This is a genomic window from Thioalkalivibrio sp. HL-Eb18, assembly GCF_000364985.1.
Lineage (GTDB): Bacteria > Pseudomonadota > Gammaproteobacteria > Ectothiorhodospirales > Ectothiorhodospiraceae > Thioalkalivibrio.
In genome coordinates, this window is sequence record NZ_KB822964.1 from 13,561 (window position 1) to 35,115 (window position 21,555).

The window sequence follows — 21,555 nt, forward strand, 5'->3', positions numbered from 1 at the left end:
CGCTGCTACATCGCGCGGATCCGTTCGCGCTGGCCGGCGAGCTGGTCGCGGGTGGCCTGCATCTCGGCGACGCGGTCGCGTTCCTTCTGCACCACCTCGGCCGGAGCGCGGTCGACGAAACTTTCGTTGGACAGACGCTTTGCGCTCTGCTCGAGGTTCTTGTCGAGTTTGCCGATTTCCTTGTCCAGTCGTGCCAGTTCGGCATCCTTGTCGATCAGCCCGGCCAGCGGAATCAGCAACTGCATCTCGTCGACCAGGGCCATCGCGGACTCCGGTGCCTCGTCGTCCGCATCCAGCCAGGTGACGCTCTCGGGCTTGGCGAGGAATTCCAGCAAGCCACGGTGGCGTGTGTAGCGCTCCTGGTCGGCCTCGCTCCAGTTCTTCACCAGCACCGGCAGCGGCTTGCCCGGGGCGATGTCCATCTCGGCGCGGATGCGGCGCAGCCCGGTGATGAAGTCCTTGACCCAGTCGAGCTCGGCGGTGGCGGCGGTATCGCGCGGGAAGGCGTCCTGCGCCGGCCAGGGGCGCTGCACCAGGAACTCGATGTCGTCATCGATGCCGGCGTGCGGCTTCACGCTGGTCCAGATCGCCTCGGTGATGAACGGCATCACCGGGTGCAGCAGGCGCAGCAGGGCCTCGAGGACGGTAACCAGGGTGTGACGCGTGGCGCGCTTGACCGCCTCCGGCGTGGCGTCGTTGTTCAGCACCGGCTTGGTCAGCTCCAGGTACCAGTCGCAGTAGTCGTGCCAGGTGAACTCGTACAGCGTCTGCGCGGCGAGGTCGAAGCGGTAGGCATCAAGCTGCTGCGTGGCGGTCTCGGCGGTGGCCGCCAGGCGATCAAGGATCCAGCGATCGGCGAGGGTGCGCTGCTCCGCGGTGTCGGCGGCGGCCGAGCAGTCCTGGCCCTCGACGTTCATCAGCACGAAGCGCGAGGCGTTCCACAGCTTGTTGCAGAAGTTGCGGTAGCCCTCGATGCGGCCGAGGTCGAACTTGATGTCGCGCCCGGTGGTGGCCAGTGCGGCCAGGGTGAAGCGCAGGGCGTCGGTGCCGAAGGCGGGGAAGCCGTCGGGGAAGGCCTTGCGCGTGGTCTTCTCGATCTTTTTCGCCATCTGCGGCTGCATCAGGCCACGGGTGCGCTTGGCCACAAGGTCGTCGATGCTGATGCCGTCGATCAGGTCAATCGGATCGATCACGTTGCCCTTGGACTTGGACATCTTCTGTCCTTCCGAGTCGCGGATCAGGCCGGTGACATAGACCTCGCGAAACGGCACATCCCCCATGAAGTGTTCGCCCATCATGATCATGCGGGCGACCCAGAAGAAGATGATGTCGAAGCCGGTGACCAGCACGCTGGTCGGGTAAAAGTCCCTGAGCTCCTGCGTCTCCTGCGGCCAGCCGAGGGTGGAGAATGGCCACAGCGCCGAGCTGAACCAGGTGTCGAGCACGTCCTCGTCCTGTTCCAGCGCCACCTCGGCTCCCAGGCCGTGCTTCTCGCGCACTTCGTCCTCGGAACGGCCGACATACACGTTGCCATCGGCGTCGTACCAGGCCGGGATGCGGTGGCCCCACCAGATCTGGCGCGAGATGCACCAGTCCTCGATGTTGCGCATCCACTCGAAGTAGGTCTTGGACCAGTTCTCCGGCACGAAGCGGATGCGGCCATCCTCCACCGCCTTGATCGCCGGTTCGGCCAGCGGGCCGGCCTTCACGTACCACTGGTCGGTCAGGTAGGGCTCGACCACGGTGCCGGAACGGTCGCCGCGCGGGACCATCAGCTTGTGGTCGTCGATCTTCTCCAGCAGGCCTTCGGCCTCGAGATCCGCGACCACCCGCTTGCGCGCCTCATAGCGGTCCAGGCCCTGGTAGGCCTCGGGCACGTTTTCGTTCAGGCAGGCATCGATGGTCAGGATGTTGATGACCGGCAGGTCGTGGCGCTGACCCATCGCATAGTCGTTGAAGTCGTGCGCCGGGGTGATCTTTACGCAGCCGGAGCCGAACTCGGCCTCGACGTAGTCGTCGGCGATGATCGGGATCTCGCGCCCGACCAGCGGCAGGCGGATCGTCTTGCCGATCAGGTGGCGGTAGCGCTCGTCCTCCGGATGCACCGCGACGGCGGTGTCGCCGAGCATGGTCTCCGGGCGCGTGGTGGCCACGGTCAGGTGCCCGGAGCCGTCCGCCAGCGGGTAGCGGAAGTGCCACAGGTGGCCGGACTCTTCCTCCGACAGGACCTCGAGGTCGGACAGCGCGGTGTGCAGCACCGGATCCCAGTTGACCAGGCGCTTGCCGCGGTAGATCAGGCCCTCGTCATGCAGGCGCACGAAGACCTCGCGCACCGCCTCGGACAGCCCGTCGTCCATGGTGAAGCGCTCGCGCGACCAGTCCACCGAATCGCCCAGCCGGCGCATCTGTCGGGTGATGGTGCCGCCGGATTCGTGTTTCCACTCCCATACGGCCTTCAGGAAGTCCTCGCGCCCGAGGTCGTGGCGGCTCTTGCCCTCCGCGGCCAACTGGCGCTCGACCACCATCTGGGTGGCGATCCCCGCATGGTCGGTGCCGCCCTGCCACAGCGTGCGGTCGCCATGCATGCGCCGGTAGCGGATCAGGGTGTCCATCAGGGTGTGCTGGAACGCATGCCCCATGTGCAGGGTGCCGGTGACGTTCGGCGGCGGCAGCAGGATGCAGTAGTTGGCCTCGCCCGACTCCGGCGGCGCGAAGATGTTCGCGGCCTCCCAGCGTTCGTACTGGGTCTGCTCGATGCTCTTGGGGTCGAAGCTCTTGTCCATGATCGCGGGCGCGCTCGGGTCGGAGTGTAGGGAAAGCCGCGCATTATAACGGCGTGGCGCGCTGGCCGCCCGGCGCATGCAGCGTGGGCCGGCTGTCTGCCGTGGAGGCTGGCCTTGGTTCGGCATCTGGTGTTTACGGTGGCTTCGTCTGGCCGCCTGCCACGCGCTCTTTCGCGAGCGCACCGCGAGGTACTTCTTTGCTCGTGCAAAGAAGTACCCAAGAAACACGCCCGACTGCCGCGACCCCGGCCCGCTGTGCGGGCCGGGGTTTCCCTCGCTCCGAGGCTTTTCGCGGGCGGCGCTGAACTCGCTGCGCCTTCGGCGCCGCTCAGACATCCAGCGCCTTTTCTCCCGCGAAAACCCTCTCCACTCGGCGCGACGACAACGGGGAGGTAGGTCAAAACAACGGCTATCCCAGCGATATAGCTCGTGGATGATGGCTAGATTTTCGGACATCTTCGGCACGCTCGGCCTGCGGCCGTTGCGCGCCGCACCCGCAGAGCGGGTGCCGGGGGGCGTAGGATGCGGATGAGCGGAGCGAATCGCATCAGGGTTTCGCACGGCGCGGGGAACGGTGCGTTTCGCTGCGCTCAACCGCACCCTACGGGGTGCGGGCTGGCTGCTGGTGTCTGGATACCGCCTGTTTTGACCTTCTCCTCCCGTATGGAGCCCCTCGCGGAGGGCGTGATGGGCCGGCCCGTTTTCTACAAATTCGGGGCGCTGGATGTCTGATCGAAGCCGCAGGCGCAGCGAGTTCAGCGCCGCCGGCCCAGCGCGTCCGGAGCGAGGTTCCCGGGCGAAATCCGGGTGCCCTTCTTTGGGTACTTTCTTGGGCAAGCAAGAAAGTACCTCGCGGCGCGCTGGCGAGTCAGCGCCAGGCAGTATGCGGACCGAAGCCACCGTAAACACCCAACGACGAACCAGGGCCAGCCACAGCAGGGCAGACGGTTAGGCGTAACCACCTAAACATCGGGGCCCGAGCACGCCCAGCCTGAGAGCGTGAGAGCGTGGCTCAGGTGGTGGCGAGCTGGTCGAGCAGTGCGCGATAGCCGGTGCGGTAGTCGGGATAGCGCAGGCGATACCCGCTGGCACGCAGCCGCGCGTTGCGGCAGTGCTTGCCGCAGACCTCGCCGGCCGGCATCGGCGGCGTCCCCGGTGGATCGAGCTCCATCTCCTGCGCCAGCCAGCCGAGCAGTTCGTGGCGAAGGGCCGGCTCGTCATCGACGCCCAGATAGAGGGGCTCGGGCTCGTCCAGGTGGAAGAGGTGGGTCAGCAGGCCCACGCAGTCCTCGCGGTGGATGCGGTTGGTCCAGACCGGTGCCTCGTGCTGACCGCGCACGCCCTCGCGCACCTTGCGCAGGTGGTATTCGCGCCCCGGCCCGTAGATGCCGCCAAAGCGCACGACCACGCCGGCAAACGGGCTGTCGGCCAGCAATTGCTCGGCCTCCAGCAGGCAACGCCCGGAGAAGCGGGTGGGCTCGGCCGGGCTGGTCTCGTCCACCCAGCGCCCGTCGTCGGTGCCGAAGACCGAGGTGCTGGAGACGAACACGATGCGGCGCGGGTGCTGGCGGGCCTGTTCCAGCGCGGCCAGGGTGTTGCACAGGCCGTCGACATAGGCGCGGCGGTACGCGGCCTCGGTGAACTCGCCCGGGGTGGCGATGAAATAGACGGTGTCCAGTGCCGGGGGCAGCGGCGGCAGGGCGTCCGCGCGGGCGAAGTCGCCGGCCAGCGGCTGGATCGGTTCCGGGATGCGTTCCGGCTGGCGGCGCAGGCCCCAGACCGTGTGGCCGGCTGCGGCGAGCTGTTCTCCGACGCCGCAGCCGAGATCGCCGCAGCCCAGGATCAGGATGTTGGCCATGAATCAGCGTTTCGTTGGGTGCTTTCGCAACCTAACGTTTCCACAGGTGAAAGACCAGCCCCGAATTGGGGGTTCGACCCGGGGCGATGGCTCGGGCATGCTGACGGGGGCTTCGATGAGGGGGTATCACTTGGGCAAGGCCGGGCGCAGGAAGGGGGATGCGTGTGCTTGCGGGTCCGGGCGGAACCGGGCGGTCTGCTGCGGGCCGTATCTGGACGGCGCGGCGGCGGCTCCGACGGCGGAGGCGCTGATGCGCTCGCGCTATGCCGCCTTCGCGGAGGGGCGCGAGGACTATCTGCTGGCGACCTGGGCCGCCGCGACGCGACCGGAATCCCTGATGCTCGAGCCGGACCAGCGCTGGCTGGGTCTGGCGATCCGCGCGACCGGGGCCGGCGGGCCGGAGGATCAGGAGGGTTGGGTCGAGTTCGTCGCCCGCTCGCGGGTGCGCGGGCAGGGGGTGCGCCTGCACGAGCGCAGCCGTTTCCACCGCGAGGACGGGCGCTGGGTCTATGTCGACGGGGAGTTTCCGGGCGCATGATCGATGGGAATCGGCCAGCCGGTTCACCGGTGGATGCGGCATTGCTGGAGCGGGTGTTGGAGGCGGTGCGCGAATATCCGCGCGGATGTACGGAGCACGGGCTGATTGCGCAGCTGCGTGATCTGGACGTGGAACCGTTCGCGGCGGCGCGCCTGCAGGAGCCGTTGAGCCTGTTCCAGACCCACTTTGTGCTGTTCCACTGCCTGTACCGGCTGCGCGACCAGCTCGCGGGGCAGGGCGAGTGGCTGCGCATCCATTGTCTGGATATCGGGGTCGAGCCGTTACCGGTGGTGGATGCGGGATCAGGCCTGCCGGCGCGGGGTGATCCGTTGCGGGCCTACTACCTGGACCTGATGCGGCTGGAGAGGATGGATGCGGCCGCGGTGGAGGCGCTGCTGGGCGAGTTCTGGTCGCATCTGGCGCGGGATCAGCAGCGCGAACAGGCGCTCGAGGTGCTGGGGCTGGAGGATCCGGTCGATGCGGCGGCGATCCGCCAGCAGTATCGGCGCCTGGCCCAGCGTCACCACCCCGACCGGGGCGGTGACACGGCCACCCTGCAGCGGATCAATGCGGCCCGCTGGGTACTGCTGGCGCAGGGGTAGTCAGTCGTCCGAGTCGGACATCGTGGTCACGAAGGCCTGCTCCACGGTGAAGTTGCCGACCCCCTTGTAGTTCGTCTGGGTCCAGCCATGTTCGACCAGCCATTCGCTCATTTCGCGGTTCATCGCCGGGTTGCCGCAGAGCATCACGCGGTCGTGCTCCGGATCCGCCGGGGGCAGGTTGAGGATCTGGAACAGTTCGCCGGAGCGGAACATGTCGGCCCCGCGCTGGTTGTTGTCGTACGGCTGCTGCGCGATCGGGCAGGCAAAGTCGTGGTTCTCGCGGGTGACCGTCGGTACGTAGCGCAGCCGGTCGCTGATGCGTGACTCGATCTCCTGGCGATAGGCCAGCTCCTCGACGGTACGCACGCTGTGCACCAGCACCGCGTTTTCGAAGTGTTCGAACAGTTCCGGGCTGCGGATCAGCGAGATGAACGGGGCCAGCCCCGTTCCGGTCGCGAGCATGTACAGGGTGCGTCCGGGCTGCACGTAGTCGAAGGTCAGTGAGCCCGTGACCTTGGTGTTGATCCAGACTGAATCGCCCGGCCCGGCCTGGGCCAGGCGGCTGGTCAACGCGCCGTCGGGCACGTGGATGCTCAGGAACTCCAGTTCCTCGGCCTCGGGCTCGGAGACGATCGAATAGGCGCGCGGGATCAGCTTGCCCTCGGGGCGCAGCCCCAGCGTCACGAACTGCCCGTTCTTGAACTGCAGGCCTTCCGGGCGCGTGGTCTTGAAGCTGAAGGTCTTGTCCGACCAGCGATGGGTCGAGGTGATCTGTTCTTCCGAATACGGCATGGGTTCCCACGGTTGATCGATTGAGAATGGCTGCACGCTAACAGCTTGCAACAGGCAAGGCGAAAGCGTTGGCTATCTAAAGGGTTGAGGCAGCAGGCGGGGGTTCAAGCCTGGTTATCGGTGTTTCCCTGGCTGGCAAGCGCTGCGAGGTGATCGGTCAAAGGGATCGGCTTTGCCAGGTGGTAGCCCTGGACAAAGTCGAGTCCGATCTCGCGCAGGTGGTGCATCGTCTCCTCGGATTCCACGCACTCGGCGATGGTGCGCAGCCCGAGCACATGGCCGACGCGGTGGATTGCGGTGACCATCGCCGCGTCGACGGCGTTGGTTGCGATGTCGCGCACGAAGCTGCCGTCCACCTTGAGGAAGTCGACCGGCAGGTTCTTCAAGTAGCCGAACGAGGACAGCCCGCTGCCGAAGTCGTCCAGGGAGAAGCGGCAACCCATGTAGCGCAGCGCCCGGATCAGCCCCTGCGCGCGGTCGTGATGGCTGATCGCGGCGGTCTCGGTAACCTCGAAGATGATCTGCTGCGCCTGAATGCGGAACTGGCTCATGCGGCTGGTGATGAACTCGAGCATCCCGTCCTGCGCCAGCGATTGTCCGGACAGGTTGATCGACACCACGACTGGGGCATGATGCGGGTTCCGGTCCCGGTGATCGGCCAGCTGGCGAAACACGAGTTCGACCACATGGCGATCGATCTCGGGCATCAGGTGGTAGCGCTCGGCGGCCGGGATGAAGGCACCCGGGGTGATCAGGGTTCCGTCTTCCCCGTGCAGACGCAGCAGGATCTCGACATGGTCCAGTGGCAGATCGGCGCCGTTCAGGGGCTTGACTGGCTGGGCATAGGCGACAAACCGGGCCTCCTCCAGCGCCGCACGCAGACGGCCGACCCATTCCATCTCGCCATGGCGCCGGCGCAGGATCTGGTCGGAGGGCTTCCAGGTATAGAGGCGGTTGCGCCCGAGATCCTTGGCCACGTAGCAGGCGGAATCCGCCTGGCTGAGGACCTCCGGAAGATTCTGGCCGGGGCCCTCGATCGGGACCAGGCCGATGCTCATGCCGACATCGAAGCGGCGGCCCTCCCAGGAGAAGCGCAGGCCCTGGGCCGTGGCCAGCAGCTTGTTGCCAATCGCCTCCGCGCGTTCCACTGGACAGTGCCTCAGCAGCAGCCCGAATTCGTCGCCGCCGAGCCGCGCAAGGGTGTCGCTGTCGCGGATATGGGCGGGCAGCAGATCGGCCAGTTCGCGCAGCAGCGCGTCCCCGGCCTGGTGGCCGCAGGTGTCGTTGATGATCTTGAACTGGTCCAGGTCCATGTAGAACAGCGCGTGGGGTGTGTCGCCCTCCTCCAGGGTGCGCAGGGCCTCGTCCAGGCGGCGTTCGAACTCGCGGCGGTTGCACAGGCCGGTGAGCTCGTCGTGGGTAGCCTGGTGGTTCAGTTGCTGGGTCATGCGCCACAGCTCGGTGTGGTCGTGCAGCACGACCACGACCCCCTCGCTGTGGTGGTCCGGTCGCCGCAGAGGCGAGACCAGCAGACGGACCACGCGTGCGGCCCCGTCCGGACGGCGCAGCACGCGCTCCGGCGACTCCAGCGTCATGCCCGTTTCCAGGCACTGCGTGACCGGATTCATAACCCGGTGGCCGGTATGCGTGTCCTCGAGCTCCAGCAACTCGTCGAGGCGCTGGCCCTGGACCGCCGTGGCGTCCACGCCCAGCAGGTCGCGCGCCGACGGGTTGAGATAGGTCAGGCGCCCGGTGGTGTCCGCGGTCAGCACGCCGTCGCTGATGGAGTGCAGCGTGGTCAGGAGCCGGTCGCGTTCCGAGGCGGTGCTGGCCTCGGCCGCGCGCAGCGATGTGATGTCCCAGGCGACACCGAGCACGCCTGGCTGAAATGACTGGGCGACCTCCATCGGCATCCAGGAGATGGCGAAGTGGCTGTCGCCGACCTTGACCTCGCTTTGGAATTGTTCTCCCTCGAGCGCGCGGTCGATCGCGGACAGGATGGCCGGATGGTCGGCGTACAACAGGCGTGCGTCCTGTCCGACGACCTCGCCGGGTTGCAGTCCCAGGCTGTGCAGGGCAGCCCCCTCGGACAGGGTGAAAACGCCATCGGGCCCCAGCCCGAACAGGAGCAGCGGCGCGTGACGGATCGTGGCCGAGAGCTGGGTTTCCAGTTCGTGCAGGGCCTGCTCGGACTGCTGTTGCCGGGTGATGTCGCGGACCGTGGCCAGGACCTCGATATCCTCCCCGGTGTGAATCGCGTTGATATTGATCTCGGCCGGGAATTCCGCCCCGTCGCGGCGGCGGTAGCGCGTTTCAAAGCGGGCCGGCAGGCGCTCGTCGGGCTGGCCGTGCGCACGGTCGACGTCGGCTTGCGTGGCCTCGAGGTCGATCGTGGTGATGTGGATGCCGCCGGTCAGTTCGTCCTGGGCGTAGCCGAGCAGGCGTGATGCGGCCTGGTTTGCCGCGACGACATGGCCCGCTCGATTGAGCACCAGCTGCGCCTCCGGTGCCTGTTCAAACAGGCGCTGAAAGCGGGTGCTGTCCGGGTGATCGGGCATGGCGACAGGATGAATCCTTTCGTAGGGTGCGGGGGTCGCAACATGGATCCGCTCCCGAGTGTCACCTGTCGCGCGGGTGCTGGCAAGCGTTGGTCGCTGGTTATTGTCCGGGCGCCTGGGTGAGGCGGGAGAGGTGATCCACGGCCGGCGATGGCGAGGGGCTGCGCAACCGTTCGAGTGCCCAGCCGACGTGTTCGCGTACCAGGGGGGAGGGGTGGTCGGCGCGGGCGCGAAGGGCCGCCTCGGCCTCCGCGGAGGGCGGGCCATTGCCCAGGGCGACCGCCAGGTTGCGCAACCACTGCTCGTGACCGATGCGGCGGATGGCCATGCCCTTGGTACGGTGCAGGAAGATGGTCTCGTCCCAGCCGAACAGCTCCACCAGGCTGGCGGCATCCAGCCCGTGGCGGGCGACGAAGTCGGGTTCCGCGGAGACTTCGGCAAAGCGATTCCACGGGCAGACCAGCTGGCAGTCGTCGCAACCGTAGATGCGGTTGCCGATCAAGGGGCGCAGATCTTCGGGGATCGACCCCTTCAGTTCGATGGTCAGGTAGGAGATGCAGCGCCGGGCGTCCAGGTCGTAGGGCCCGCGAAAGGCCTGCGTCGGGCAGATGTCGAGGCAGGCGGTACACGCCCCGCAGTGTTCGCCGACCGGGTCGTCCACCGGGAGCGGCAGGTCCGTGAACAGCTCGCCGAGAAAAAACCAGGAGCCGCTCTCGCGGGCGAGCAGATTGGTGTTCTTGCCGATCCAGCCGAGCCCGGCGCGCGCGGCCAGGGCCTTTTCCAGGATGGGGGCGCTGTCGGTAAACGCGCGATAGCCGTGTGGTCCTGCCTCGGATTCGATGCGCCGACCGAGCTCGGTCAGGCGCTTGCGGATCAGCTTGTGGTAGTCCCGCCCGAGGGCGTAACGGGAGACGTAGGCGCGGTCCCGTTCGGCCAGCTGGATCGCGGGGCGCCGGGTGCGCGGCGGGAAATAGTCCATGCGCACGCTGATTACGCGCTGTACACCCGCCATCAGCTGAGCGGGGTCGTGGCGCAGTGCGGCGTGTTCGGCCATCCAGCCCATCTCGCCGTGCGAGCCCTTCTCGAGCCAGCGATCCAGGTGCTGGCGATCTGCCTCCGGGACCGTGGCGGGCGCAATGCGCAGGGCCTGGAAGCCCAGCTCGCGGCCCCAGGCCCGAATCTGTTCGGCCAGCGTGGCACATTGGCGTGGATCGAGGGGCTCAGGCACGATTTCGGCAATCATTACGATCGAGGCAAGAAACGTGAATGATGGACCCGGGGGGATCCCCCTGACCAGCGCGCTCTACGACAGCGAGGGCATGCGGGCCCTGGATGCAGCCGGCATGACCCTGCCGGAGATCGCGCCCGGAGAATTGATGGAGCGGGCCGGTGCCGCTCTGCTGGCGGCCGTCAGAGCTCACTGGCCCGATGTGCGGCGGCTCGGCATCCTCTGCGGCCCCGGCAACAACGGGGGCGACGGTTATGTGCTGGCGCGCCTGGCGGCGCAGGCCGGCCTGGATGTGCGGCTCCACGGTGGCCCGTCGCGCGCTCGCGCGGAGTCGGACGGCCGCAAGGCGCATCGGCGCTGGACCGAACAGGGGGGTGCGATGGCGCCGCTCGAGGCCTTCGACCCGCTGGACGCCGAGCTGTGGGTCGACTGTCTGTTCGGTATCGGGCTGGAGCGGCCTTTGCACGATGCCTACGGCGAGGTGGTCGAGCGCCTGAATGCCTCCGGGCGGCCCGTGCTGGCCGCGGACATCCCCTCGGGGGTCAACGCGGATACCGGGGCAGCGCCGGGTCCCGCGGTGCGCGCCCGGCTTACCGTGACCATGATTGCCGACAAGCTGGGCCTGCACACCGGTGCGGGCGTGGATTGCGCGGGTACCGTGGAGGTGGCGCGACTGGATCTGCCCGAGCCGATTGCCCGGGGTGTGATGCCGCGGGCCCGGCATCTGGGCCCCGAGGGTTGGCGAAATCGCCTGCCGGCCCGTCGGCCGGGGGCGCACAAGGGCGACGCCGGGCATGTGCTGGTGGTCGGGGGCGCGCCTGGGTTCTCCGGGGCGGCCCGTCTGACGGCACTGGCGGCCCTGCGGGCCGGGGCCGGGCGGGTCACACTGGCCACGCATGAGGATCATGCGGCCTGGGCCAATGCCGATCGGCCCGAGATCATGGTGAGGGCGGTCCCCGAGCCCTCGGATCTGTTGCGCCTGGCCCGCCAGGTGGATGTGATCGCGGCAGGGCCGGGGCTGGGTACCGGGGAGTGGGGTCGCCGCCTGTGGCATGCGGTCGCCGACGCCGGGGTGCCCTTGGTGGTGGATGCCGATGCCCTCAATCTGCTGGCCGCGACACCTCGGCAGATGGATTCCTGGGTCCTGACGCCGCATCCGGGCGAGGCCGGTCGCCTGCTGAATCGCCCGACGACGGAGGTCGAGTCGGATCGACCGGCGGCGGTGCTTGAGCTGGCGCAGCGCTTCGGCGGAGTGTCGCTGCTCAAGGGGGGTGGGACGCTGGTCGCCGATGGTGGTGGCGAACCACTGACCTGTGTGACCGGAGGCCATGCCGGCATGGCGATCCCCGGGAGCGGAGACGTGCTCACGGGGATTATCGTCGCGCTGCGCGCTCAGGGATTGGAGGCGCGTGCCGCGGCCGAGATCGGGGCGGCCTGGCATTGTGCCGCGGGCCAGGTTCTGCGCGCGCGGCTGGGCAGCTGGCGCGGGCTGCTGGCGGGCGAACTGGCGGATGCGCTGCCCGCCGCCGCCGGGGAGGCGGGGACGTGAACGCCGGGATCCGGCTGCCGGACGCCGCGGCCACGGAACGGGCCGGCGCGGTGCTGGCTGGGATGGAAGGCCTGCGGATCGTCTACCTGGAAGGGGATCTCGGGGCGGGCAAGACCACTTGGGCGCGTGGCCTCCTGCAGGCGCTGGGGCATGCGGGCAACGTGCGCAGCCCCACCTACACGCTGGTGGAGCCCTACGAACTCCAGGGGCGCGGCGTATTGCACTTCGACCTGTATCGCCTGGCGGATCCGGAGGAGCTGGAGTACCTGGGGGTGCGCGAGGCCTTTGGTGAGCAGGCGCTCTGGCTGGTGGAGTGGCCGGAGCGCGGGGCCGGCTGGCTGCCGGAGCCGGATCTGCGGGTGCGGCTGGAAGCGCACGAACCGGACGGGCGCATGCTGTATGTGTCCGGGCCGGCCGCTGCCGATTACCGGGCGCTCGTTGATAAAGCCTTTCGGGTTTATTAACTCAATGAAAAACCGATAAAAATCCCAATATCGAGTGGGGTTCCGGTTCGTGGTGCGCGAAGGATGAGTTGCAATGTCACACGCAAAAACCGCGATATCTCGCTCATAAAGAACGAATTTTGCTATTGCTTTTCCAGAAAAAGCGTCCACAATGTAGGCAGACCCCCTGAATTAAAAGGGATTCGCCGTGGGCCAAAGCTCGATTCCGGATATGCGCCGCCGCCAGGTGCTGCGCGCCCTGACTGCCCTGGGGCTGGTCGGGCTGCCGCTGCCCGCGCTCGCGCGCACGGGTGTCGAGCGGGTGCGCATGTCCGTGGATGGCGACACCACGCGCTTGGTCTTCGACATGGACGGCGATGTCGAATACTCGATGTTCAAGCTCGAGTCGCCCGATCGTCTGGTGGTGGATATCAAGAACGCCCGCGCGGTGGACGAGCTGAAGCTCAGTTCCAACCCGCGTTCGGTCGTCGAGTCGATCCGCCACGCCCCGCGCGACGGCGGCGATCTGCGCGTGGTGTTCGACCTGCGCAAGCCGATCGAGCCGCGCAGCTTCAAGCTGATGCCGGCCCAGGATTCGCCGCATCGTCTGGTGCTCGATCTGACCAGCCGTGAGGGTGCCCCCACGCAGTCGGCCCGGGAGGAATCCCGCGACAACGGCGAACCTCGCCGTGGCCGCTCGCAGGAGGATCTGCGTGATGTGGTGGTTGCCATCGACGCCGGTCATGGCGGGCATGACCCGGGCGCGATCGGCCCCGCCGGGACCCGCGAGAAGGACGTGGTCCTGCAAATATCCAAGCGGCTGGCCGAGCGTGTCGACAACGAGCGCGGCATGAAGGCGGTGATGATTCGTACCGGCGATTACTTCCTGCCCCTGCGCGAGCGTATCGAGCGTGCGCGCGAGGCGGACGCCGACGTGTTTGTGTCGATTCACGCCGACGCGATCGCCAATCGCAACGTGCAGGGTTCCTCGGTATATATGCTCTCCGAACGCGGGGCCTCCAGCGAGGCCGCCCGCTTCCTGGCGCAGCGCGAGAACCAGGCCGACCTGCGGCTGGGCGGTGTGCCGATCAACGGCAAGGATGACTCCCTGACCAACGTGCTGCTGGATCTGGCTCAGAGCGGCAGTCTCGAGGCGAGCAACACCCTGGCCGAGCGCATGATTTCCGAGCTGCACCGGGTGGGCAAGGTGCGCAAGCCGGAGGTCGAGCGGGCCAACTTCGCGGTGCTGCGCTCGCCCGATGTCCCGTCCATCCTGGTCGAGGCCGCGTTCATCTCCAACCCGTCCGAGGAACGCAAGCTGCGCAGCAGCGACTTCCAGAACTCGCTGGCGGATGCGCTGCTGACCGGGCTGAGGTCCTATTTTTCGACGCATGCCCGCCCGGGCACGCTGATCGCCGATGGCCAGCCGGACCAGCACATCATTCGCCCCGGCGAGACCCTGTCGGGGATTGCCGACCGCTATAGCCTGTCGCTGGCCGACCTGCGTTCGGCGAATAACGTCAGTGACGATCGCATCTACGCCGGCCAGGTCCTGCGCATCCCGCGCGATTCCTGAACCCATCCTGGCAGGCGGTCACGGTTTCAGGCCCCGGCCCGCCACTGGCGAGGCCGGCAGGCCCCGCGAACGTGCAAATCGGTCCGTGTTTCCCTAGGCTTGTGGGCCCCTGTCCCGGCCCACGGATTTGCGCGTGTCCATCGAGAAACTCTCCGAGCAACTGATCAACCAGATCGCGGCGGGCGAGGTGGTCGAGCGCCCGGCATCGGTGGTCAAGGAGCTGGTGGAGAATGCCCTGGACGCGGGGTCGACCCGTATCGAGGTACGACTGGAGCAGGGCGGCATCCGCCTGATCCAGATCAGTGACAATGGCTGCGGCATCCATCGCGACGAGCTCCCGCTGGCACTGTCACGCCATGCGACCAGCAAGATCCGCTCGATGGAGGACCTGGAGGCCTTGCACACCCTCGGCTTTCGCGGCGAGGCGCTGCCGTCGATTGCGTCCGTCTCCCGCCTGTCCATGACCTCGGCGGTGGAGGGTGAGCGCAATGGCTGGCGCCTGACCGGTGATGGCTCGGATGTCTTTCGCGAGGCGGCGCCGGCTGCGCACCCGGTGGGCACGACGGTCGAGGTGCGGGACCTGTTCTTCAATGTCCCCGCGCGGCGCAAGTTCGTGCGCACCGAGCGTACCGAGTTCAATCACTGCGAGACCGTCATCCGCACCCAGGCGGCAGCCTGCCCGGAGGTCGCCTTCACCCTGCGCCACAACGATCGTGTGGTGCTGGACCTGCCCGCCGCAGCGGACCCCGCCCAGCGCGTGCGTGCCCTGCTGGGCGAGGCCTTTATGGGCGCGGCGACGCCGGTGGGCGAGCAGCGTGCCGGCCTCAAACTCTCGGGCTGGCTGGGCGCGCCGACCCAGTCGCGGGCACAGCCCGACCAGCAGTTTTTCTTCGTCAATGGCCGCGCGATTCGCGACCGCGTGCTGGCGGCGGCCGTGCGCAAGGCCTATCAGGATGTGCTCTACCACGGGCGTCACCCGATGTTCGTGCTGGAGCTCGAACTGGACCCGGTGCAGGTGGACGTGAACGCCCATCCCACCAAGCAGGAGGTGCGCTTCCGCGAGTCGCGGATGGTGCACGACTTCATCTTTCATGCCCTGCACAAGGCGCTGGCCGATGTGCGTCCCGGGGACGGCGGGATGCCCGGGTATTTGCCAGCCGATACCGGGTCCGCTCCGGCGCCGCAGGAGCGGGCGATTCCGGCGTTCCCGCGCGAGCGCGCCCTGAGCGGGCTGGGGGCGCCCGAGTACCGGGCCGAAGCCCGGTCGCCTGCAGCCGGGGCGGGTGATCGCCGCGAGTATGCCTCTGGCACATCATCGGATTATGCGGCGGCCTGGGCCGAATTCCGCGGGCCAGCCGCGGTCGCCGAGCCCGCACCCCGGTCGTTCGAGGCGGCGGGCGGTGCGAGTGAAAGCGATGATGCGGAAGGTATGCCACCGCTGGGTTTCGCGCTGGGGCAGGTCGCGGAGACCTTTATCCTCGCCGAGAACGCGCGCGGCCTGATCGTGGTCGACATGCATGCGGCCCACGAGCGTATTACCTACGAGCGGCTCAAGCGCGAATGGGGCTCGCAGGGCATTACCTCGCAGCCCTTGCTGGTGCCGGAGCCACTGGATGTGACGCCCACCGAGGCCGCATTGGCCGAGGAACATGCCGGTGTACTGGGTGCCCTGGGGTTCGAGCTGGATCGTGCGGGCCCCGAGACGCTGACCTTGCGGGCAGCCCCGGCGCTGCTGCGCGGGCGTGATACCGCGCAGCTGGTGCGCGATGTGCTCGCGGATCTCGCGGCCATCGGCTACAGCCACCGCGCCGAGGGCGAGATGAATGCCGTGCTCGGCACCATGGCCTGCCATGGCTCGGTGCGCGCCGGGCGCCGTCTGACGCTCCCGGAGATGAACCAGCTGCTGCGCGACATGGAGGCGACCGAACGCTCCGGCCAGTGCAACCACGGCCGCCCGACCTGGGTGGAGCTCGATCACCACGCGCTGGATCGCTTGTTTCTTCGAGGGCGTTGATGGGCACATTCGGACCCGGCCGCCCGCCGGTGGTGATCCTGGCCGGACCGACGGCCTCGGGCAAGACCGCGCTGTCGCTGGCGCTCGCCGAGGCGCTGGAGGGCGAGATCGTCAGCGTCGACTCCGCGCTGGTCTATCGCGGCATGGATATCGGCACCGCGAAGCCCACCGCGGAGGAACGCACCCGCGCGCCGCACCACCTGCTGGATATCCGCGACCCGGAGGACACCTACAGTGCCGCCGACTTCGCGCGCGACGCCCGGGAGGCAATCGCCGGGATCCACGCCCGTGGCCGGACGGCTTTGATGGTGGGCGGTACCCTGCTGTACCTGCGTGCCCTGCTGGATGGTTTCGACGAGATCCCCGAGGTACCGAATGTAGTGCGTGAACAAGTGCGCGCGCGCCTGGAAGTGGAGGGCGGGCAGGCCCTGCATCGCGAACTCGCCGGGGTGGATCCCGAGGCCGCGGCGCGTATCCACCCGAACGACCCGCAGCGCATCCTGCGGGCACTGGAGGTGTTCGAGGCGACGGGGCGGCCGTTGTCCAGCTTCCAGCAGGGCGCGGCGGCCCGCGTGCCGGCGGGCTGGGTCTCGCTGGCCCTGTGGCCGGAGGATCGCGGCGTCCTGCGCGAACGGATCGCCCGTCGCTTCGACGCGATGCTGGACGCCGGGTTTGTCGACGAATTGATGGCCCTGAAGCAGCGTCCCGAGCTGACGGCGGAGCATCCTTCCCAGCGTGCGGTGGGCTACCGTCAGGGCTGGCAGTGGCTGGCGGGAGAGCTCGACTTCGCGCAGTTCCGCGAGCGGGCGATCGCGGCCACCCGGCAACTGGCCAAGCGCCAGCTGACCGGCCTGCGGCGATTCCCCCTGCATGCGCGATTGAACGCGTCCACGGTCGATCGGTCGGAAGTGTTGAACGTGATTCGCCGCGCAGACTTCCAGTAGCGATGTGCTACTCTCTGAGAGGGCGCCGCCAGGGCTTGGTGGAGGAGCTTTTGGCGTGTGGCGAGCTGAAGAATAACAACCAAGGAACGCACTGATGGCCAAAGGGCAAATGCTGCAGGAACCCTTCCTGAACGCGCTGCGTCGGGACCGAGTGCCGGTCTCGATCTATCTGGTCAACGGCATCAAGCTGCAGGGGCAGATCGAGTCCTTCGATCAGTTCGTGGTGCTGCTGCGAAGCACCGTTTCGCAGATGGTGTACAAGCATGCGATCTCGACCATTGTCCCGTCCCGCCAGGTGCGCATGAATACCGAGGGCGAAGAGGCCGCCACCGCCGAGGCGGAGGCTTGAGCATGCGCGGGAGGTTCGTCTTTTTTGTTTGAGCGTCCCGATAGCGCCGGCGATCGCGCCGTGCTGGTGGCGCTGGCCATCGGCGAAAACCCCGACATCGAGGCCCAGGTCCAGGAATTCGACGAGCTGGTCCGCTCCGCCGGCGCGGATGTGTTGGAACTCGTGCGGGGTTCCCGTGACCGCCCGCACCCCCGCCTGTTCGTAGGGGCCGGCAAGGCCGACGAGATTCGTGCCGCGGTCGAGGCCCATGGCGCCGATGTGGTGATTTTCAACCATGCCCTCTCGCCCAGCCAGGAACGCAACCTCGAACGTCACCTGCAGTGCCGGGTGCTGGACCGTGCGGGGCTGATCCTCGACATCTTCGCCCAGCGTGCGCGTTCACACGAGGGCAAGCTGCAGGTCGAGCTGGCCCAGTTGCGTCACATGGCCACGCGACTGGTGCGTGGCTGGACTCACCTGGAACGGCAGAAGGGCGGCATTGGCCTGCGCGGGCCGGGGGAAACCCAGCTCGAAACCGACCGCCGCTTGCTGGCCGCGCGTATCAAGCACATCGAACGGCGCCTGGAGAAGGTCGAGCGCACCCGCGAGCAGGGCCGTCAGGCGCGCCTGCGCAACGAGATCCCGACCGTGTCCCTGGTGGGCTATACCAACGCCGGCAAGTCCACGCTGTTCAACCGCCTGACCCACTCCGACGTGTACGAGGCGGATCAGCTGTTCGCGACCCTGGACCCGACCCTGCGGCGGCTGGACCTGGCCCCGCACCAGTCGTTGATCCTGGCGGACACCGTCGGCTTCGTGCGCGACCTGCCGCACGAACTGGTGGCGGCCTTTAAAGCGACCCTGACCGAGACCCGCGAGGCCGCGCTGCTGCTGCACGTGATCGACGCCGCCGACCCCGAGCGCGAGGCGCGCATCCGCCAGGTCGAGGCGGTGCTGGAGGAGATCGGTGCGCAGGATGTCCCGTGCTGGCGGGTCTACAACAAAATTGACCGGCTGGAGTCGACCCCGGATGCCGCCGAGGCCCGCTTCGGTTCCGGCGATGATGTCTTCTGGGTGTCCGCGTATACGGGCGAGGGTATCGCTACGCTGGAAGAGCACCTGGCCGAGACCTTTACCGAGTCGATGATGCGGGGCTGGGTGGAACTGCCGGCCAGTGCCGGCCGGTTGCGCGCCCAGCTCTACGAGGAGAAGGCCGTGGAGGCGGAGCAGACCACCGCTGACGGTCAGATCCAGTTGCGCCTGAGCCTGCCGCAACGGCGCTTCCAGCAACTGGTGAGTGATGCCGGCCTGAATCCGGAGCAGATCGAGATCGTGTTCGACGAGCCCTCATCGACCGCGGTGGGGCAGTAGGTACCCGGGCGGGCTCGCGGCATCAGGGGCCGCGCGCGCCGGCGAGTCAGGCGTCGCGGGCCCGCGCAATGGCCTCTTCGTCGGCCTCGGCCACGTAGAGCGTCAGGGTTTCCCCCGCACGGATGCCGTCGCCATTGAGCGAGTTCCAGCGGCGCAGGTCACTGACCGAGACCTGGAATTGGCGGGCGATGCTGGACAGGGAATCCCCGGGCTGCACCTCGTAGGCGACGCTGCGGCCGTTATCCGAAGAACTTCCTGAACCCGCCTGGGTGACCTGCAACGTATCGCCCGGACGCAGGATGGCATCGCGCTCCAGTTCGTTCGCCGCGCGCAGCTCGCTGATGGTCATGCCCGTACGCTCGCTGATCGTCCACAGGCTGTCGCCTTCCTGGATCTCGTAGGTGTCGAGTTCGCCCGACTCGGCCGCGGCCGCGACCTGGATCTCGGCGTCTTCCTGTCCGGTCACCGGCAGTTTCAGTGTCTGTCCGGCGCGGATGTTGTCGCCATTGAGACCGTTCATTTCGCGCAGTACGGCCACGCGGGTGCCGGCCCGCTGGGCGATGGAGCCGAGGTTGTCACCCCGGGCCACGGTGTATTCGCGGAAGCGGATCAGCGGATCGTCGCCGTGTTCGGCCAGCGCGACTTCCAGGGTCTCGGCCGCATCGTGCGGGATGAACAGGTGCTGGGCATGCGACGGATGGGTGGCGTGGCGCTGATAGCCCGGATTCAGGCGCTTCAGGTCATCCGCCTCGAGCCCGATCATCTCGGCGATCAAGGCGAGATCGGCCTGGCGACCGGGCTCGATCCGCTCCAGCGCCGGTTCATTGGCGATCGGGGTAATCTGTGTCCCGTGTTCGTCGGGCTCCAGAAACAGCTCGCGCAGGGCCAGGAGACGGGGCACGTAGGCGGTCGCCTCGGCCGAGAGCTCGAGGCTCCAGTAGTCGGTCGGCTCCCCACGCGCCGCGTTGCGCTCCATTGCCCGCGTCACGTTGCCCTGGCCGAAGTTGTAGGCGGCCAGGGCCAGGTACCAGTCATCGAAGCGCTGATACAGGGCCTCCAGGTAGTCCAGCGCGGCGAGGGTGGACTGGTAGACATCGCGGCGCCCGTCGTACCAGTGGTCGCGCGTCAGGTCGAAATGGTCGCCGGTCGCCGGGATGAACTGCCAGATGCCGGCGGCACGACCGCTGGAGGCCGCTTCGGCGGCAAAGCCACTCTCCACGATCGGCAGCAACAGCAGCTCGGTCGGCATGTCGCGCTGTTCGATCTCCGAGAGGATGAAGTACGCAAACGGCTCGGCGCGCTCGGTGGAGAGCTGGATGATGCGCGGGTTGGCGCGGTAATGCTCGATGTATTGTTCCACGCGCTCGTGGTGCAGGTCATCGGTAAAGCCGAACCCCAGGCGGGTGCGTTCCCACAGGTCGTCGGTCTCCGCGGCCTGGTCGGCGGCCTCGCGGGCCTGGCGCTCCATGGCGGCCTGGACGTCGGCCTGGGTCGGCCCCTCCACCACAGGCTTGTCGACCTGGGAGGTATCCAGTGCGCGTTCGGAGTCGTGTAGGCTACAGGCAGAGGCCAGCAGGGTCGCCAGGCCCAGGATAATGCCAAGAGGCAGTCGGGAGCGGGGTCGGATCATCATGGCGCTGAAGGATAAACCACACTCCGAGTATCACCAAGACCCTTTTCTGCGTTGGCTTTCTCACTGGTACGAGAAGCCGCAGGGTCGGCGGGTTCGCGAGCGGCTTTTGCAACGGATTCGACAGCACGCAGCAGCCACCCCCGGGGAGGTCGCGATCGAGCTCTCCCCGGTCCCGATGCTCGAGGATTCCGATACCCTGGGCGGCCCGATCGTGCGCATGGACTCCACGCGGCCGGGCCTGTTGATGGAGCCGGAATTCTGGCCGCTGGAATCGGACTGTGCGCGCCGCATCGTGCTGGCCCATCCCTGTGCCTACAGTGACCTGCCGGCCGCAGTGGTCGCCGAGGCCGCCCGGGTGCTGGAGCCGGAGGGCATGGTCTTCATGCTCGAGGGCAACCGCCTGCAGCTGGGCGATCAGGGCGGGGTACGCGTCTCGCCGCTGCCCGAGGGGCTCCGGCGGCGCCAGTACCGCGAGTTCATGGAGTCCGCCGACCTGGAGGTGCTGGAGCAGTGGAGTCTCAGTCTGCTGCCTCCCGGTCTGTCCGAGGCCTGGCAGCAGCGGCTGGCCCCGGTGGACGCCTGGACTCGCCGGGGGCTGCCCCCGCTGGCCAGCGTGATCCTGACCGTTGCCCACAAACGGGTGGATCTACCCTTGCGCCCGGCCCCGCAGTATCGCTTCGCCAGCCCGGGTCCCCGCCTGCGGCCCGGGCTGGTATCCTCGCGCTCCTCTCATTCCGGAGCCCGCCGAGCGCATGGCTGACGAACGCGTGTACATCTATACCGACGGCGCCTGTCGTGGCAATCCGGGCCCTGGTGGCTGGGGCGCAATCCTGCGGTACCAGGGCACCGAGCGGGAGCTGTACGGGGCAGAGGCCGAGACTACCAACAACCGCATGGAGTTGACGGCCGCGATCCGCGCGCTGGAGACGCTCAAGCGCCCCTGCACGGTGGAACTGGTCACGGATTCGAAATACGTGAAGCAGGGCGTGACGGAATGGCTGCCCGGCTGGAAACGCCGCAACTGGAAATCCGCCAGCGGCTCCCCAGTGAAGAACCGCGACCTCTGGGAGGCGCTGGATGCCCAGGCCGCGCGCCACGACATCGAATGGTACTGGGTGCGCGGGCACAGTGGTCACCCGGAGAACGAGCGCGCGGATCAGCTGGCCAATGCGGGGATCGACGCCCTCTTGGGAAGCGCTGAATAAAGCCATCCTGGCTTTCTCAGCGCACGCTGCGTCGCAAATGCGATTTGCAGCTTGCTTCGGAATCAGCCACCTGCGGTGGTCGATTCCGGCGACACGTCCATGTGCCGCAAGGAAACGCCGATAAATCGGCGTT

17 protein-coding genes and 1 pseudogene are annotated in these 21,555 nt (G+C 67.8%); 12 read left to right on the forward strand and 6 right to left on the reverse strand.

The window, feature by feature from the left end; genetic code table 11:
• Window positions 1-5: 5 nt before the first annotated feature.
• Entirely contained in the window at window positions 6-2,783 is a 2,778-nt protein-coding gene (locus F813_RS0104995) for a valine--tRNA ligase (RefSeq protein ID WP_017925800.1), read from the reverse strand.
• A 433-nt stretch (window positions 2,784-3,216) separates the two neighbouring features.
• Here F813_RS0104995 and F813_RS14615 point away from each other — a divergent pair.
• Window positions 3,217-3,515 (forward strand): annotated as a pseudogene (locus F813_RS14615) (hypothetical protein).
• A 280-nt stretch (window positions 3,516-3,795) separates the two neighbouring features.
• Here F813_RS14615 and F813_RS0105005 read toward each other — a convergent pair.
• Window positions 3,796-4,641: an SDR family oxidoreductase gene (locus tag F813_RS0105005; RefSeq protein ID WP_017925801.1), complete on the reverse strand. Its 846-nt coding sequence runs from the start codon at window positions 4,639-4,641 to the stop codon at window positions 3,796-3,798.
• A 130-nt stretch (window positions 4,642-4,771) separates the two neighbouring features.
• Between F813_RS0105005 and F813_RS0105010 the strand changes: the two genes are divergently transcribed.
• Entirely contained in the window at window positions 4,772-5,179 is a 408-nt protein-coding gene (locus F813_RS0105010; protein ID WP_369759324.1) for a YchJ family protein, read from the forward strand.
• Window positions 5,176-5,781: a DNA-J related domain-containing protein gene (locus F813_RS0105015; RefSeq protein WP_012981900.1), complete on the forward strand. Its 606-nt coding sequence runs from the start codon at window positions 5,176-5,178 to the stop codon at window positions 5,779-5,781. The genes F813_RS0105010 and F813_RS0105015 overlap by 4 nt, the downstream gene beginning before the upstream one ends.
• On the opposite strand, the gene F813_RS0105020 is transcribed toward F813_RS0105015, so the two are convergent.
• From F813_RS0105020 to queG, 3 genes are all read right to left on the reverse strand, one after another.
• Entirely contained in the window at window positions 5,782-6,573 is a 792-nt protein-coding gene (locus F813_RS0105020) for a ferredoxin--NADP reductase (protein ID WP_012981901.1), read from the reverse strand.
• A 104-nt stretch (window positions 6,574-6,677) separates the two neighbouring features.
• Window positions 6,678-9,131, reverse strand: coding sequence for an EAL domain-containing protein (locus F813_RS0105025; protein ID WP_012981902.1), 2,454 nt, complete (start codon window positions 9,129-9,131; stop codon window positions 6,678-6,680).
• A gap of 100 nt (window positions 9,132-9,231) precedes the next feature.
• Window positions 9,232-10,374 (reverse strand): tRNA epoxyqueuosine(34) reductase QueG, encoded by a 1,143-nt coding sequence (queG, locus tag F813_RS0105030; RefSeq protein ID WP_017925803.1) that lies wholly within the window; start codon window positions 10,372-10,374, stop codon window positions 9,232-9,234.
• A gap of 19 nt (window positions 10,375-10,393) precedes the next feature.
• Here queG and F813_RS0105035 point away from each other — a divergent pair, with 19 nt between their 5' ends.
• The 7 genes from F813_RS0105035 to hflX all read left to right on the forward strand — a co-directional run bounded on the left by F813_RS0105035 (window position 10,394) and on the right by hflX (window position 18,584).
• Window positions 10,394-11,908 carry a bifunctional ADP-dependent NAD(P)H-hydrate dehydratase/NAD(P)H-hydrate epimerase gene (locus tag F813_RS0105035; protein WP_017925804.1) on the forward strand — a complete coding sequence of 505 codons (1,515 nt, stop codon included), beginning with the start codon at window positions 10,394-10,396 and terminating at the stop codon, window positions 11,906-11,908.
• Window positions 11,905-12,372 (forward strand): tRNA (adenosine(37)-N6)-threonylcarbamoyltransferase complex ATPase subunit type 1 TsaE, encoded by a 468-nt coding sequence (gene tsaE / locus F813_RS0105040; protein ID WP_012981905.1) that lies wholly within the window; start codon window positions 11,905-11,907, stop codon window positions 12,370-12,372. Before F813_RS0105035 ends, tsaE begins: the two co-directional genes overlap by 4 nt.
• Window positions 12,373-12,583: 211 nt before the next feature.
• Window positions 12,584-13,927 (forward strand): N-acetylmuramoyl-L-alanine amidase, encoded by a 1,344-nt coding sequence (locus F813_RS0105045; protein WP_017925805.1) that lies wholly within the window; start codon window positions 12,584-12,586, stop codon window positions 13,925-13,927.
• A gap of 133 nt (window positions 13,928-14,060) precedes the next feature.
• Entirely contained in the window at window positions 14,061-15,941 is a 1,881-nt protein-coding gene (gene mutL, locus F813_RS0105050) for a DNA mismatch repair endonuclease MutL (RefSeq protein ID WP_017925806.1), read from the forward strand.
• The gene (gene miaA, locus F813_RS0105055) at window positions 15,941-16,885 is read left to right on the forward strand and encodes a tRNA (adenosine(37)-N6)-dimethylallyltransferase MiaA (RefSeq protein ID WP_017925807.1); all 945 of its coding nucleotides are present in this window, start codon (window positions 15,941-15,943) and stop codon (window positions 16,883-16,885) included. The genes mutL and miaA overlap by 1 nt, the downstream gene beginning before the upstream one ends.
• 94 nt (window positions 16,886-16,979) lie before the next feature.
• On the forward strand, window positions 16,980-17,234 hold the full coding sequence (hfq, locus tag F813_RS0105060; RefSeq protein WP_012981909.1) for an RNA chaperone Hfq: 255 nt from the start codon (window positions 16,980-16,982) through the stop codon (window positions 17,232-17,234).
• A gap of 24 nt (window positions 17,235-17,258) precedes the next feature.
• Complete coding sequence (hflX, locus tag F813_RS0105065; RefSeq protein ID WP_012981910.1) at window positions 17,259-18,584, forward strand: ribosome rescue GTPase HflX; 1,326 nt, start codon at window positions 17,259-17,261, stop codon at window positions 18,582-18,584.
• Window positions 18,585-18,630: 46 nt separating this feature from the next.
• Here hflX and F813_RS0105070 read toward each other — a convergent pair whose 3' ends face one another.
• Window positions 18,631-20,217, reverse strand: a complete 1,587-nt coding sequence (locus F813_RS0105070; RefSeq protein WP_017925808.1) for a LysM peptidoglycan-binding domain-containing protein — start codon at window positions 20,215-20,217, stop codon at window positions 18,631-18,633.
• Here F813_RS0105070 and F813_RS0105075 point away from each other — a divergent pair.
• Complete coding sequence (locus F813_RS0105075; RefSeq protein ID WP_026148150.1) at window positions 20,216-20,977, forward strand: hypothetical protein; 762 nt, start codon at window positions 20,216-20,218, stop codon at window positions 20,975-20,977. The genes F813_RS0105070 and F813_RS0105075 overlap by 2 nt on opposite strands.
• On the forward strand, window positions 20,970-21,422 hold the full coding sequence (gene rnhA, locus F813_RS0105080) for a ribonuclease HI (protein WP_017925810.1): 453 nt from the start codon (window positions 20,970-20,972) through the stop codon (window positions 21,420-21,422). Before F813_RS0105075 ends, rnhA begins: the two co-directional genes overlap by 8 nt.
• Window positions 21,423-21,555 lie beyond the last annotated feature (133 nt).